Source organism: Vibrio comitans (assembly GCA_024346835.1).
GTDB classification, from domain to species: domain Bacteria; phylum Pseudomonadota; class Gammaproteobacteria; order Enterobacterales; family Vibrionaceae; genus Vibrio; species Vibrio comitans.
The window spans coordinates 360,193-374,552 of the sequence record AP024867.1; the positions used below are offsets into that span (position 1 = coordinate 360,193).

At 41.5% G+C, this 14,360-nt stretch carries 11 protein-coding genes; 3 read left to right on the top strand and 8 right to left on the bottom strand.

The features are described from left to right. Positions 1 to 58 precede the first annotated feature (58 nt). On the bottom strand, positions 59 to 835 hold the full coding sequence (locus tag OCU46_RS15450; RefSeq protein WP_141271884.1) for a siderophore-interacting protein: 777 nt from the start codon (positions 833 to 835) through the stop codon (positions 59 to 61). Between the two features lie 519 nt (positions 836 to 1,354). Between OCU46_RS15450 and OCU46_RS15455 the strand changes: the two genes are divergently transcribed. After that, positions 1,355 to 1,696: a TehB family protein gene (locus tag OCU46_RS15455; protein ID WP_141271883.1), complete on the top strand. Its 342-nt coding sequence runs from the start codon at positions 1,355 to 1,357 to the stop codon at positions 1,694 to 1,696. Between the two features lie 47 nt (positions 1,697 to 1,743). Here the strand turns inward: OCU46_RS15455 and OCU46_RS15460 are convergent, their stop codons facing one another. The 3 genes from OCU46_RS15460 to OCU46_RS15470 form a co-directional block, all read right to left on the bottom strand. After that, positions 1,744 to 2,196, bottom strand: coding sequence for a YHS domain-containing (seleno)protein (locus OCU46_RS15460; RefSeq protein WP_208733556.1), 453 nt, complete (start codon positions 2,194 to 2,196; stop codon positions 1,744 to 1,746). A 163-nt stretch (positions 2,197 to 2,359) separates the two neighbouring features. Then, positions 2,360 to 3,706, bottom strand: coding sequence for an NCS2 family permease (locus OCU46_RS15465; protein WP_141271881.1), 1,347 nt, complete (start codon positions 3,704 to 3,706; stop codon positions 2,360 to 2,362). 183 nt (positions 3,707 to 3,889) lie between these two features. Next, entirely contained in the window at positions 3,890 to 5,146 is a 1,257-nt protein-coding gene (locus OCU46_RS15470; protein ID WP_141271880.1) for a YeeE/YedE family protein, read from the bottom strand. A 589-nt stretch (positions 5,147 to 5,735) separates the two neighbouring features. Here OCU46_RS15470 and OCU46_RS15475 point away from each other — a divergent pair. After that, positions 5,736 to 6,059, top strand: coding sequence for a hypothetical protein (locus OCU46_RS15475; RefSeq protein ID WP_141271879.1), 324 nt, complete (start codon positions 5,736 to 5,738; stop codon positions 6,057 to 6,059). A 357-nt stretch (positions 6,060 to 6,416) separates the two neighbouring features. Here OCU46_RS15475 and OCU46_RS15480 read toward each other — a convergent pair whose 3' ends face one another. Further along, positions 6,417 to 8,414, bottom strand: coding sequence for a bifunctional metallophosphatase/5'-nucleotidase (locus OCU46_RS15480; RefSeq protein ID WP_141271878.1), 1,998 nt, complete (start codon positions 8,412 to 8,414; stop codon positions 6,417 to 6,419). A gap of 398 nt (positions 8,415 to 8,812) precedes the next feature. On the opposite strand from OCU46_RS15480, the gene OCU46_RS15485 reads away from it, so the two are divergent. Beyond that, the gene (locus tag OCU46_RS15485; protein WP_141271877.1) at positions 8,813 to 11,482 is read left to right on the top strand and encodes an ExeM/NucH family extracellular endonuclease; all 2,670 of its coding nucleotides are present in this window, start codon (positions 8,813 to 8,815) and stop codon (positions 11,480 to 11,482) included. A 48-nt stretch (positions 11,483 to 11,530) separates the two neighbouring features. Here OCU46_RS15485 and OCU46_RS15490 read toward each other — a convergent pair whose 3' ends face one another. The 3 genes from OCU46_RS15490 to OCU46_RS15500 all read right to left on the bottom strand — a co-directional run bounded on the left by OCU46_RS15490 (position 11,531) and on the right by OCU46_RS15500 (position 13,927). Then, positions 11,531 to 12,502 (bottom strand): hypothetical protein, encoded by a 972-nt coding sequence (locus OCU46_RS15490; protein ID WP_141271876.1) that lies wholly within the window; start codon positions 12,500 to 12,502, stop codon positions 11,531 to 11,533. A 137-nt stretch (positions 12,503 to 12,639) separates the two neighbouring features. Then, positions 12,640 to 13,023, bottom strand: coding sequence for a DUF4149 domain-containing protein (locus OCU46_RS15495; protein ID WP_244311423.1), 384 nt, complete (start codon positions 13,021 to 13,023; stop codon positions 12,640 to 12,642). Between the two features lie 160 nt (positions 13,024 to 13,183). Beyond that, a complete protein-coding gene (locus OCU46_RS15500) occupies positions 13,184 to 13,927 on the bottom strand; it encodes a phosphatase (RefSeq protein WP_141271874.1) in 744 nt (247 codons plus the stop codon). Positions 13,928 to 14,360 lie beyond the last annotated feature (433 nt).

Consider the following 14,360-nt stretch of genomic DNA (forward strand, 5'->3'; position numbering starts at 1 on the left):
AACTAAGCCCTGTACTCGGTGTTCCGAGACAGGGCTTTTGTGTTCTTACCAGAACAGTTTAGAAGCCGCTCTCTTCTGCATCTTGCTTCTTGATAGCTTTATGCCCATCTTCTGAGACGCCTTGCTTCCAGTAACTACTGATGTAGATATCTTGCTTGTCGACTTCTCTATCATTTCTGAAGTACTGTCGCAGCTCTCGCATAGAGTCGAAGTCACTCGCGACCCAAACAAATGGGTTTCCATCAAGCCATGTCTGAGCTTGCGCATGTTCGTGCAATGAATCTCCTGCATGGATCCATAGCGCTTGCATATTCGAAGGAAGGTCAATGGATTGGATATCATCAGCTTCTAAAACCTGAATAACAGCATAGCCTTTAGCATCAGAAGGAAGCGTACGCGCCTTTGCTGATAATGCAGGAAGACCTGTCATATCCGCTACCATGAAAAACCAGTCCGCCTCTAAGTTGATATCAGCAATCGGCCCTGGTCCCATGATACTGATTTCATCGCCGACCTTGGCAGAATCAGCCCAACGAGCAGCAAAACCACACTGTAAATCATGGGTAATATGGCGAACAAAATCGACCTCAATGGTACTTTCGTCAGCAAAGAAGCGACGTATGGTATAGGTTCGCATAACCGGTCTTTGCCCTTCCACCATAGCCTCAATCGTGTTGCCTTCGGAATCGAACAAGAACTTGATATAGCTGCCCTCACAGTCCTCAGGAAACACGGCCAACGCCTCACCTTTCAATCGAATCCTTTGCATATTTGGGGATATCTGTTCAGAACTGACTACCGTAACGCGCTTTGGTGTTGGTTTTTTTCGGCTCATATTCGCTACTCTGTTAACTACTTGATTCTTTTAGATTAGAGCTTGTTTTACAAAGAGGCGAGAAAGAATAGGAATCTTAATCAATCATTAGACACACCCTCTCACTTTATCTGCCTCAAGCTCTCACCGGAGTATCCAAATGATAACGATTTGTATTATTGATAACAAGAACGATTGTCCATACGACAACATCTTTTAACCATTTAAGTTAAACCATTGAAACTATGTGAATTATTTTTCTGGCATGGCACTTGCTATATCTAAGACATCATTGAATAAATCATTTTGACAAGAGAAGCGCATGTATCAGATGTTTTTGGAAAACCGAACCGAAGAGGCTTTCATTGAAGAGTTGCATTGCAATGCGAGTACATGCGATGCAGTAGCTCAAAGACAATATAGACAATCATTCCTTAAGCGCCTGCTTAACCGTCTCAATGAGGTACGGTCGTACTGCTCGACTGTGTCATAAGCATCCAACACTTTCAAAATTAATCATATAAAACACAGGTGAACACTATGAGTCATTTAAGAATTCCCCCAGGCTGGACAATTCAACGCTCTACTCCATTCTTTACTAAAGACAACGTCCCTCAAGCATTGTTAACTCATCACAATACGGCAGCAGAAGTATTTGGACAGCTTTGTGTTATGGAAGGTAGCGTGACCTATTTTGGCTTTGCCAACGAAGCAGCCACAGAGCCAGAGCTAAAGGTCACTATTAATGCGGGGCAGTTTGCAACCAGCCCACCACAGTATTGGCATCGAATTGAAATGTCTGACGATGCTCAATTCAATATCAACTTCTGGTCTAATGCGGACAAACGTAATCAGCCTATGTTCCACGCCAAAAGGTCATGAACTGAAAAAGGTGAGCAATGATTTAGTCAGTAAATCATTGCTTTACTTTAATTGGCTAGCAAATTTGGCCAGTTGGTATCGGCTTTAGTTACGTTGTTGGGGATGTCTTTTTGCCACTTGGCTTGTATAGATTTGTTGTAATTTAGATAGAGCTTGCCTTCATAAATATACCAAGCATTCGGATCTATTTTGGCAGTGTAGCCTTGGCTTACAGCCCACGCACAATATCCACCGTATTGAGGTGCGTATTTCTCAGGATTTTCAATAAAGGCAGCGCGATTTTCATCTGAAGAAAAATACCATGTCGCATCATTCCATTGGTGTTTAAATTGCTTGCTTCCTTCTACCGGTTTGCCCTCGGAAAAATAAGCGACAGAGTCATATCCCCCAATAGCCTTACCAAAGAAATCGCTATACACCGGCTCAACAGCTAATGCAGGTCGAGTCAGCATAAGCGCTACAACAAGCACGCCCATTAAACGAATCAAGCTCTTTACCATCACAATCACTCCTTTTGAATCTTCATTGACCTTAATATAGAAATGATGAATCAGCAGAAAATTTCAATCTATCCCATAAAAGATAATTCCAACTAAAGATCTGCTAGACAAAAAAATACCCAGCCAAAGCTGGGTATTAGAGAAATAGGTTAAATGGCGGAATTTAGATAGCCCAACCACCTGCATAGAAGACCACCAAAACGATGGTGATCAACACAATACCTAGGTTTAACTTCTTCCATTCACCAGCAAATACGCGACCTACCACCAAACATAGGAAACCAAGCATAATGCCGGTCACGATGTTGCCAGTCAGTACGATAAACACGGCACAAACAAGGCCTGCTAACGCATCAACAGAGTCATCAAAATCGAGCTTACGAACATTACCTAGCATCAGAAGACCTACGTACATTAAGGCTGGAGCTGTTGCATAAGCAGGCACTAGATAGCTAATTGGTGCTAAGAAAAGTAGGAACAAGAAAAGCACACCTACAACTACAGCGGTTAGACCTGTTTTACCACCAGCAGCTGTGCCTGCAGCAGATTCGATGTAAACCGCAGCTGGAGCGCCGCCGACAGCACCAGAGACAATACTTGAAACTGAATCTGAGGTTAGTGCTTTGCCGCCATCGATGATGTTGCCATCTTTATCAAGAAGATTAGCTTGTCCTGCAACAGCGCGAATTGTACCTGTTGCATCAAAGATAGCTGTCATTACCAAGGCTAAAACACTAGGCAATACGATAGGGTTCAGCGCCCCCATGATATCCATGGTGCCAAACAAAGAGTTTTCGCCACCAATGCTAGGCAGTGCGAAGAAGCCTTGGTATTGAACTGAAGGATCAAAGATCAAGCCAAATATAGAGATCGCAATGATAACTAGTAAGATGCCACCTGGAACTTGGCGCTTCTCTAGACCAAAAATAGCAGCCAAACCCAGCATCGACATAATCACAGGGAAAGACGTGAACTCACCTAAAGTAACCGGCAAGCCATCAAAAGGGTTTTTGATGACTAGGCCAACACCACTTGCGGCGATCAGAAGCAAGAATAAACCGATACCAATACCTGTACCGTGCGCAATGCCTGCTGGAAGATTGGTTAAGATCCACTGACGAACACCTGTTACCGTAATGGCCGTGAAAATCACACCCATAAGGAATACCGCGCCTAGCGCAACAGGAATAGAAATGCCCTGCCCTAGCACTAAGCTGAAAGCAGTAAAGGCTGTCAGTGAAATTGCACAACCAATTGCCATTGGAAGGTTTGCCCAAAGGCCCATCAATAAAGAGCCAAATGCGGCAACTAAACAGGTAGCGATAAATACAGAGTTTTGGTCAAAGCCTGCAGCACCAAGCATGCTTGGTACAACAATCACAGAATAAACCATTGCCAAGAAGGTGGTTAAACCCGCGACCACTTCACGACGTACATTACTGCCACGCTGTGTTATCAAAAAGAACCTATCAAGCCAACTACCCGTTGCAGTTGATGTACTCTCGGACATGCTATTTCCTTAATTTTCTCGAAAACATTTCGAATAATAGGATTATTTATCAAAATGTATGTAAAGATTTCAGAGGCGAGAAAATACAGGTAAACGATTGCGTGTGCAATAGTTACAACTGAAGGTTTCATGTTTGGAACGAAAAAGGGAGCCATTGGCTCCCTCAAATCTATATAGTCACAGCTACTGTATTACTGGTTTAGCCAAAGGTGCAGCGTCGATGAGCTTAACTTTTCTGGCAAACTGATTGCCTAAAATCCCTCCAACTACCAAGGCACCAAAGAAAACCCAGCCTGAAAGCGAAAAATTAGCAATTGGAGTATAAAGCGCACCAACATTACAACCATTGGCAAAGCGCGTGCCCACGCCCATTAGAAGGCCACCTAGAGAAAATAGCGCATACTGCTTGGCTGAATATTGAGCGTTAAATGGTGAAGTCCATTTACCTAGCCAGACAACAGCTACCAAGGTGCCGAGCAAAATACCAAGATTCTGCACCGATACACCGTGCTCAAAGAAAGGTAGAGTGAATAACGTTTCTGGGCGATGAGTAAATGATGCAACTGAGCTTGATTCAATGCCTATCGAAATCAAAAGCTTACCAAACCATAGACCAAATGGTGTTGAAGCCCCCCAACCCGCTGAAGTAGTTGCCATCATGATGCCGAAGATCACCGCAATTACGATGGCGGTAAAGTTCATACTCCAAAGACCACTAAACAGAGCTAGCGGTGAATCAGACTTCTCTATATTCTCCCGAGCCTTCTCACCATCAACACCCAGATAAGTACCGTTTTGTTTACGATGTGCTTCATAGCGACGAGCAATGTAGATAGTTAGAGTTGCAAAGGTGATAGTCACCAACACAGACATCAAATAACCGTTTAGAGGTCCCCATGCGAACAGATCCGGAAGGAATACACCTTTACCCTCGAAAGACGAAGTAGAAACCAATGTCTCAGTTACCAAAGGAGATAAAGCCTGAATTGGGAAACCGATAAACACACCAATACCAAACATCAATAAAGTGACCAATGCTCGTGGTACGTCACTCACCATCTCAACCATCACGCCAGAGGCGCAGCAACTCGATAACGTCATACCAAAACCAAACATAAGGCCGCCAACGATTAAGCCAAGATTTATTGGGTTGATCCACAGCGAATATTGTTCAATACCACCGCCTAAAAGAAGGCCTGCATTAATAACAGCGGTGACAACAAACATCAGCATCAGGGTTTGGATAAGTTGAGTAGAGCCTCGGCGGTAAGCGCGGTTTACACTTCCAGCAAAACCGATAGATCCTTTGGTTAGCGCAACACCTAAGCCAAGACCTAGCAATAGCCTCAAAAAGATATCCTGATGCAGAGCGAATGCTCCAGTGATAATAATCCCTATACCTAAGACTATACCAACACGTGTTTGTGTTTTTCCTTGCACTTTTACCTCTACCAACTGCATTTATATGTGGGCAGAAGATAGTAAGGGGCAATCTAGAAAGGTAATAATCCAAACACTTCTATGTCATTCCGATAAAGAATATAAAGAGCATGACTCAGAAGATTCACCTTTGAACCATCAATATAACTATCTGTATTTAAAGGTATTAATGAGTAAAAATCAGTCTTAGCGACAAATTTGAAACCTTTGATTACTCAAAGAGTAAAGAATTTGCAGAAGGATGAGAAAGTCAAACCTTACTAGGAAAATTACATGTACTAGATAGAAAAGTTACGAGCTTTAATCTTTGGGCAAAAGATTACAGTAGTAAACATCAGCTAATTATCGGAATGTGGACTATGCCCAACTCAAATATCAAAGCAGTAAAGCAGTAAAGCAAGATATCAAAACTCTCAAGTTCATTCTTAATCTAGATTTGCTAACGAATCTAATATCAGTATCGATAATGCTCGCCTCACCCTTTTTTCTCCTGGGATTTTTTGAAGACAATCAGTTCTTATCCGTAATTTGCACCTTAATCATTTCAGTGTATACCTACACAAAATACTTCGGTAAGAACCTAGACAACATGCATAAGCTTCCTCTAGACGCCAAGCCTTTAACTCACTATCTCGCCAAAAAGCACCAAAAGCGTTTATGCAGAAACTTCAAAAACAACTTAATGCTGATCAATTTAGATAATGCGAACCTTGATAGTTGGGAAGCAGCACAGATCAGCAAGTATTTAGAAACCGACAAGCTCGATAATCCAACAGCATTTCTTATTTTTGATATCTATCAGAAGCATGTTGCAATGAAGGAAGCACTAGAAAGGGCCTATAAGACAAGCAATTTAAAAACGACAGAATTAGACATTTCAGCCGTGTTTTCGAAAACTACATCTGGTATTTAAGAGCTGATTTAACAAGTAATCACTTTAATCTATAGATTAGCCGGCCATTTGTTCAAAAGCGTTACGGATTCAGAGGAATACAGCTTCGAACATGCATTTCACTTTCATTCTCATACATAGGAACAAGCAAATCATGCCGATCTCCGCATTGAGCAATTAAGTCGTTAGTCACAACCACATACTCAGCGCCTAGTTCAATATCGTGCCAATATCTATATCGAAACTCAGGTTTCGTGATTAGCACAAAATGCAAGCTTCACTAATTTGCCAAAGGCATTTGATCTGCAAAACTTGAGCACAAAAAAACCGGCTAAACAACATTTAGCCGGTTCAATTAGAACTCATAATGCAGACGTTTTATCTGTCTAGCAGGTTCAGAGTTACAGTTGGGTTCTCAAGCTTTTCAAGAACTGGGTGCTCTTGCGCAATGTAATCAATTACCGATAGAGCATCTGTATTACATGATATCGTTGAATCATCGCAATCTGGTTCATTATCAGAATAGATAGCTTTTAGTGAATCGCCATTTTTCTCTACACGAACAACAGGATAAATATCGGCCACATTCTCTTTGATAACAATGTCATAGCGGTCCGCTGAGGCTGATTGCGCCTCATACAGTGCTGTCCATTCATCATTACCATTAGCATTGTAGTTAGTCGTTGTAATGGTATAAGTCGCACTCTCATCTAACGCTACCCAGTTCCCTTCTGTATCTAAAACGTCTAGAACTTCAAAGCTACCAGATGTATGAATAACATCTTCATTAAAGACATATCTCAAACCAGCAGTGTACGGGAATTTACCCATGTGCTCACTATCATCAAGACTTGTTGTGATTGTGCTATTCAGTAGATCTTTGATTACACTGCCTTTAACTTGTAGCACTGACATATAGTTAGAGAATGGTAAAAGCTCTAAAGAAATATGCCCCTCACGTAAATCACCAAACTCAAGAGTATTACGCACGCCACCAGCACCAACAAGCGCGATGTCTACGTGGCTGTATGGCAGCACATCAATAACAGCATCGCTATTTGCCCAGTTTAACCAACCCTCAGCAACAATTGGAGCAACACCAGAGCCGTGCTCATCCGTACCACCATCATTTGGACGACGTTCATGCACAATATCTTCAGGCAAGTAGGAGATGTTTTCTCCATAAGCTTCTTCAAGTTCTGGCTTATACACTTCGTCGATATGAGATCTTAGCTGCTCATCTTCTGCTGTAATCTCAATGTTCTTTTCCTGACTAATAAATGATTCAACTTGCTGTTGATCTGAAGAAGTCAGTAACGAATCGTCATCACGTAGATTATTATCGTAGAAAGTGTCAGAAGAAAGCAGAGTGTTGCCGCCTTCACAGCTAGTGATATGACCATTTTCATCAAAATGAACATTCGCATGACCGATAGCTTGAGCTTTTTCACCTGCTTGTACAATACAAGTCTCGCCACCATTTGGTGTGGTGACGATCTGAGCGTATTCTGCGTTATCACCCATTCCTAGGTTAGTAAAGTCACCCATAAGGGTATGAGAGTGACCACCAACGATCACATCAATGCCATCTACATTCTCTGCAATTCGGACATCTCTAGATAGACCTAGGTGAGTAAGTAGTACAATCTTGTCGATACCGTGCTCTTGAAGCTCGTTAACAACCTTTTGAGCGGTCTCGATTTCACCCATGAACTGAACATCACCCGTTTCTGGAGAGATACTTGGCATATCCTCTAGAACCATGCCTACAACGGCAACGATCGGGCGATCGTATGGCATCGTTTCCAGGGTTACTTGCTCTTTTTCGAAACCATCAAATGCAAATAGAGTGTATGGTAAGAGGTTGTTTGCACCACTTAGATCAGCATCTGCCGATACATCCATATTTGCACCAAGGACAGGGAAATTAACAGCGTTTAGAAATTCCGCTAGTGTCTGATTGTCCAAATCAAACTCATGATTACCCATAGCCATTGCATCTAGACCCATTTGGCTCAGGATATCAGCATTCATCTTACCTTTGTTTATCTTGAAGTAAGCGCTGCCCTGCCATGCGTCACCACCGTGAAGGAACAACATGCTTTGATTTTCTGTTTCAGCTTGTTCTCTATATACGTTCGCCGCTTCTAGAAGTCGTGGGTGTCCGCCAAACGATGTATATACAGGTTGACCGTTTAATAAGTAATCATTTACAAAACTAGATTTAACTTCATCAAAAGAAGAGTGTGTGTCATTAATATGAGCAATCGACAGCTTCAGCTCCGTTTTAATGGGTCTATCTTGAGTATCGGAATCAGAGCCATTACATCCAACGACTCCAAGCGCAATTGCCACTGCTAATAACTTTTTATTCATTTTTTATTTAATTTCCGTGTAATTGAAATTCTTATTTAGACTAAGGACAGCTAAACAGTGGTGTATGATAATCATTAATAATTAAATTTCCATTACAAAACTAAACTATTTTAAAAAATCACCCAAAATATCATTTGAAATATTATCTTACACTTATTCATTGTTAAGAAAAAATTTCAAGATTATTCATATTCGATCATATTTCAGCTAATAAAAGCATACTAAATGACTAAATATCCCTGTAATTTACATAAAAACAAAACAACATAAGATACTGTTTAATAACAATTTTACTTACCTCAAAGATCTTGATAGAGCTTTTACTCTAAATGTATTTTTAATGTAACATTCCAAAGATAGTATTCGGCGAGAATAATACACCCTCCTAAAGGAATAATATGAATAAGTTAAAAATAGCATGGACACTGCCTTGTGCGATTTTTGCATCCAGTGCAAGCGCTAATATAATAATTTCTGAAGTTGTTGAAGGCACTGGCTTCCATAAAGCTATTGAGGTAGCTAATACTGGAAATGAAACAGTCTCTTTAAATGGGTATGCTCTACAAAATTTAATGAACTGTAAAGGCGACTGGGGAAATGAACATTCCTTAGACGGTATTGTATTATCACCTTTATCTACATACGTTGTTGGGCACTCTGGACAAAGCAATAATCCAAACGAAGCAGATTTTTTATCTAGACTTGATGCACAAGATAACAGTCTAGCCAATTTTAACGGCGATGATGCTATTAGACTGGTGAAAAACGGCACAGTTATCGACACTGTTGGATTTGAGAACACTAGTGGTGCTAATTGCCAAGATTTCAATAAAGATATCACGTTAGTACGTTGTAACTACCAAGCTAGTCCTATCTGGGATGAATCTCAGTGGTTCACTTTACCAACGAATGACTGGTCAAGTTTAGGCGAGGTAGCAGAAACCTGTGAAGCACCAGAGCCTCCTGAGCCACCTACTGGTATCCCAGCGACAGTTATGGAACTTCAAGGCGAAGGAATGTGGTCACCTTATACTGACCCTGAAAACCATAAATATGAATCAGATGAAACCTTTGAAGTTACTGGCATCATCACGCATGTTCAAACCTCTAAACTAGGTAACGATCTGCTGACTGGTTTCTTTATGCAAGATCAGACTGGTGACCATAACCCAAAAACTTCTGACGGCATTTTCGTCAATGCAAACACCAACAACTTGAATGTTGGGGACGAAGTCATAGCCACAGCCAAAGTACATGAGCACTATGGCTGGACTCAGCTTGGTTCAACCACAGTGCCAGCCTTTGTTGAAACTACTGGTAACACAGCAACCATTAATCCTACTACCATTGTAGCCCTAGACAGCGATGAGAACTTTGAACATACCTTAGAGCGTTATGAAGGTATGTTGGTTCGCGTAAACAACGAAACAGATATGCACGTAGCTCGTACCTTCGGATTCGATTACGACTCGTATCGTAACAATATGGTATTGAGCCACCAGACTGTAAACTATCATCCAAACCAGTTTAATGTTCCTCTTACCGACGCGGCAAAAGCGCAAGATGCAAGTAACGCAGAACGTCGTTTGTATGTTGAGTCTCCTGTTGCCGCAAGCAATGGTGTAGTGCCTTGGTATCCAAATTTTGCTCAAGACAACGGTACTGGAACGACTGACGATTACATCCGTGTCGGTGCTACTTTTGGTGATGAAGGTCTGACTGGTGTACTAGGTTACTCGTACTCTGAATACCGACTATATGTAAACAACGAAGCAAATAGCGATACATTTGCCGACAATGAACGCCCAATCACGCCAAACCTACAAGAAGGTGAATTGGTCGTTTCAAGCTTCAACGTAGAGAACTTCTTCACTTCGCCATTTGGTGGTCGTGATAACCCTCTTGAGCAAAACCGCGGTGCAACTAACCTCGAGGACTATGATGTTCAGCTAAACAAGATTGTTTCGTCTTTAATCGCTATTGATGCTGATATTTACGGTCTAATCGAGATTGAAAATAACGGTTTTGATGAAGCTTCTGCAATCTATGCACTTGTCGAGGAATTGAACAGCCGTTTAGACAAGAAAGAGCAATACGAAATTGCTATGCCTAAGAAGTTAGAGGGTGAAGGCTATGTTGGTACAGATGCTATTACCAACAAGATCATCTACCGCTCAAACGCTGCTCAACTGCGTGACATTCATATCATTGAAATGCCTCAACAGCATGTTCAGTTAGAAGATGGTAACTTCAAACGCGCGTACCAACGTGATGCATTTACCGCTTCGTTTAAGGTGAATCATGCTAAAGAAGACCTAGTAATTTCAACGAACCACTTTAAATCTAAGGGTTCAACGTGCTGGGAAGATGAACAAACCGACGACCAAAAGAACGACGTAAACCTGCAAGGTAGCTGTGAGCACTTCCGCGTCTCAGCGGCTTATCAGTTAGCGAAAGAGCTAGAGAAAATTGACGGTTATAAAGTCTTAATGGGAGACCTAAACAGCTACGGTTTGGAAGACCCAATGCTTGTACTGACGAACCGCGATCATGCTCCAGCAGACTATAAAACCTACGCTGCACGCAACACTTATGTTGGTGGTGATGAAACCGACGGTACTCCACTGCACGGCGACGAAGGTGCATTGATTGAGCATTCGTACGGCTACCTAGATATTGTGGAAGAGATGAAGCCGCATACTTATAGCTACTCTTACAACGATACAGTAGGTACTCTCGATTACATCCTAGTAGATTCCGATCTTAAAGGTTACGTAGTGGATGCTCAGGTTTGGCCTATTAACGCGGTAGAATCCACTTTGTTTGAGTACTCAACTCAATACAGCGGTGACTTGCCTAAGTATGGCGACCCGTACCGTTCTTCAGACCACGATCCTGCGATTGTTGTTTTCCAGTTCAAGAAAAATGACGGTGATACTGATGGTGATACTGACGGAGACAACGGCTCTCAAGATGGCCAAGGTTCAAGTGGTGGTAGCTTCGACTTCTTACTATTGATGCTGATTTTGACCGGCTTCTTTGTAAAAGGTCGCTCTAAGCTAAATTAATCATTAAGTGACTAAAACAAAGCCGGCGATTATGCCGGCTTTTTATATTTATCGTCCAAAATATTGGGTAAACAAATCTGCATTCTTACCAGAGGGATAAGGCGTGGTTTTCTGAGCTACGATATAGCTATGTAAGTCTTCTAGGCTCGGATAATCCTGCTGATTCATACCACCTGGTGTCGTGATAAGTTGCACGTAATAAGGAATATTATTAGGTGCAAACAGTATTTGAATGCTGCCACTTTGATCGTTGTGGTTGTAACCAAAAGTATGGGTTAGTTCATGCAATAGCAGAGGCGCGGTTTGATTTATAGGCGAGTTATCAATCTCTTGTGGGTTTAAAAATACTTCTGGTAAACCCATTTGCCCCCAAGCATTACCTCCAGAGCTTTTTTCTGGTTGATTTCCAAATGCTTCCAACTTATAGGCATTGTTACCATTTGATATAGCGTCTGAAGCTACATCTATGAATGCTTGATAATTTGCAGGAACTTGCAGTGCGTCTCCAGTACCACCTTCGAAGGTTCTAGAATCTAATAGTGCGGTTTGTTCATTAAAGCGTGTTGCAAAACGAGGAGAGTTCACAACAAATGCTACACGGCCCCAAATTTTCTGAACCTTTGCCTTAGAATTTGAACCCCATGTTGCATATTGGATATTTGGAATATTGGATTTTGTAATCTCTGTAAGGCTACTTTCGTAAGTAAAATGGATGTCAGACAAAATTCTATCGCTATTTTTCGCTACTGCCATTGCATCATCAGGATTATGTTTAATCACATAGTCAATATCAGCTTCATCAAGGCCCAACTGACGCAGACTCTCTTTCTCTGCATTTTCGGTCAGTTTATCTTGAAGGCGATCTGCTTCTTTACGAATATTATGACGAACCTCGTGAGCTGTTTCGCCAATTTTATGGCCTGCATGATCAAGCTCTGCCTTCACTTTATCGCTATCACAACCATTCAAAACTAGCGCCGAAACCATCGCTAATACGAGACCTTTAACCTTCAAATTCATCGTAAATCCTCTACATTTCAAAAGTATCAAAGGCGCATTTTGATACGACTTACTGCGCTCTGTTGAATAACTAAAAATCAGTATGTACGAAGATTTGAGAACCTGAAAACCAAACTATGATTGCAAAAATGAGTAGTCTAACGACTCATTTTTAGTATATTACGAAACACTAAAACCAGCCCCGATAGAACAGTGATCTTAAAGCAGATCTCCGACGTTTTATGGATTGAGGCAAACACTGGGCTTTGCGTAGCGATAGGTCCTTGCGATTGCAGGTGCAAGATCTCAGGGATAAAGTAAAAGCCAAATAACAAGCCCGTTCCCACCATCAAACTCATGCTGATCAGTGCAATCCAATCGGAATCTTTTTTCCAATAGTTAAGCACTTCATAAGCCAAAGAAAACAGGCAAACTGCGATCAACGGGTAAGACAGTCGCACAAAGACTTCCGTCATCATCAACCCTTCTTGGAATCGGTTAAGTACCGACTCTCCTAACCACGAAGAAGAGTTAAAAATCACCGGTGCTACCACTGCCCCTGCAAACAGCGAGAAGGCAATCACGCAGGATAATGTAATGACATAAAAATTCGAAATTGTTCTTATAAATAGATTCATAATGGATAAATGCACTTCAAAGAAAAGCTCAGTATGGCTACTGAGCTCGCAAAGGTTTTAAAGACTAAAATTCAAACTCATCAGCTATATCAATGCCTTTGGTGGCGAGATAAGCAAACAGTGAATCAACCGTGTTATTGATAACACGTTCTGCTGGGTAATCAACGTCAGTAATCAGGGCTTTAGCTTTGTCAAAACGTCCTAAATCCCAAGCGTTATGCGCATCAGAACCCACACTTATCGGTGTATCATATTTCTTAGCAAGCTCCGCTATTTTATGGCAGTTTGCATAACTGGCTTTTCGCGAATACAGGAATGAACTGTTGTTGATCTCCAACGCAACATTTTCTCTCGCGGCGGTCTTAACAATCTCTTCAATATGGATAGGGAAATTCACATTGCCAGGGTGCGTCACCACATGAACCTTGCCGCTCATTATCACATTGCGCATTGCTTCTGTATTCGAGTCTATATCTCTTGGCGCAAACACCGGGGTATGAAAACCCGTGAGGATGATATCTAGGCTGGAACGGATAGACTCATCGATATCGATGTTGCCCTGCAGATCTTTAATATTACTCTCTATACCACGAAGAATGCCTACTCCATCTGCGACACGAGGAAAAGTCAGGCTATTCACAAAGTGCCATCTATGAGGTGCATCTTCCATATCAGGACCATGGTCAGTATTGGCAAACAATCGAATACCACGCTTAGGCGCTTCTCTGACATAATCATGTATAGTGCTGAAAGCATGATCACTCGCCAATGTATGCGTGTGTAAATCTACCTCTAGCTTATAGGTCATTGTTTTTTCCTCTGCAAAACTATCTCATCATTAGATAATGAACTATTTGTGTTTCAAAGAAAAATCAATACGTTACTTTTGGTAAAATTACCTAGGTTAGGCTGTTCTAGCAAAGAGGGCGACCTTGAAGAAGATCAGTTAAGAGTATGCTAATGCGTGAGCTGAAAACGTGTTTGAACAAGAAAGGGTGAGGATCGGAGTCTAAAAAATGACACTTCCATGTGCTGCAGTTCTAGTGGCATTTCTGCATCAATATCCAATATTGAAAAATAATTACATACTAGGACTATTATTTAATATGCAATTTTGCAACTTATACTGTTGCTTAATCATTGTTATTTATCTAAATGGATGAACAAACAAGGCGAGTAGGCTAAAAGGTTTCATTACACCAACAAATAAAACCTCCTAGCAACTACTGCGCCTGTTTGAT

What these genes read in the sequence shown, in the direction of transcription:
- OCU46_RS15450 (WP_141271884.1), bottom strand. Translation starts at nt 835, where the DNA reads ATGAGCCGAAAAAAACCAACACCAAAGCGCGTTACGGTAGTCAGTTCT.
- OCU46_RS15455 (WP_141271883.1), top strand. Translation starts at nt 1,355, where the DNA reads ATGAGTCATTTAAGAATTCCCCCAGGCTGGACAATTCAACGCTCTACT.
- OCU46_RS15460 (WP_208733556.1), bottom strand. Translation starts at nt 2,196, where the DNA reads ATGGTAAAGAGCTTGATTCGTTTAATGGGCGTGCTTGTTGTAGCGCTT.
- OCU46_RS15465 (WP_141271881.1), bottom strand. Translation starts at nt 3,706, where the DNA reads ATGTCCGAGAGTACATCAACTGCAACGGGTAGTTGGCTTGATAGGTTC.
- OCU46_RS15475 (WP_141271879.1), top strand. Translation starts at nt 5,736, where the DNA reads ATGCATAAGCTTCCTCTAGACGCCAAGCCTTTAACTCACTATCTCGCC.
- OCU46_RS15480 (WP_141271878.1), bottom strand. Translation starts at nt 8,414, where the DNA reads ATGAATAAAAAGTTATTAGCAGTGGCAATTGCGCTTGGAGTCGTTGGA.
- OCU46_RS15485 (WP_141271877.1), top strand. Translation starts at nt 8,813, where the DNA reads ATGAATAAGTTAAAAATAGCATGGACACTGCCTTGTGCGATTTTTGCA.
- OCU46_RS15490 (WP_141271876.1), bottom strand. Translation starts at nt 12,502, where the DNA reads ATGAATTTGAAGGTTAAAGGTCTCGTATTAGCGATGGTTTCGGCGCTA.
- OCU46_RS15500 (WP_141271874.1), bottom strand. Translation starts at nt 13,927, where the DNA reads ATGACCTATAAGCTAGAGGTAGATTTACACACGCATACATTGGCGAGT.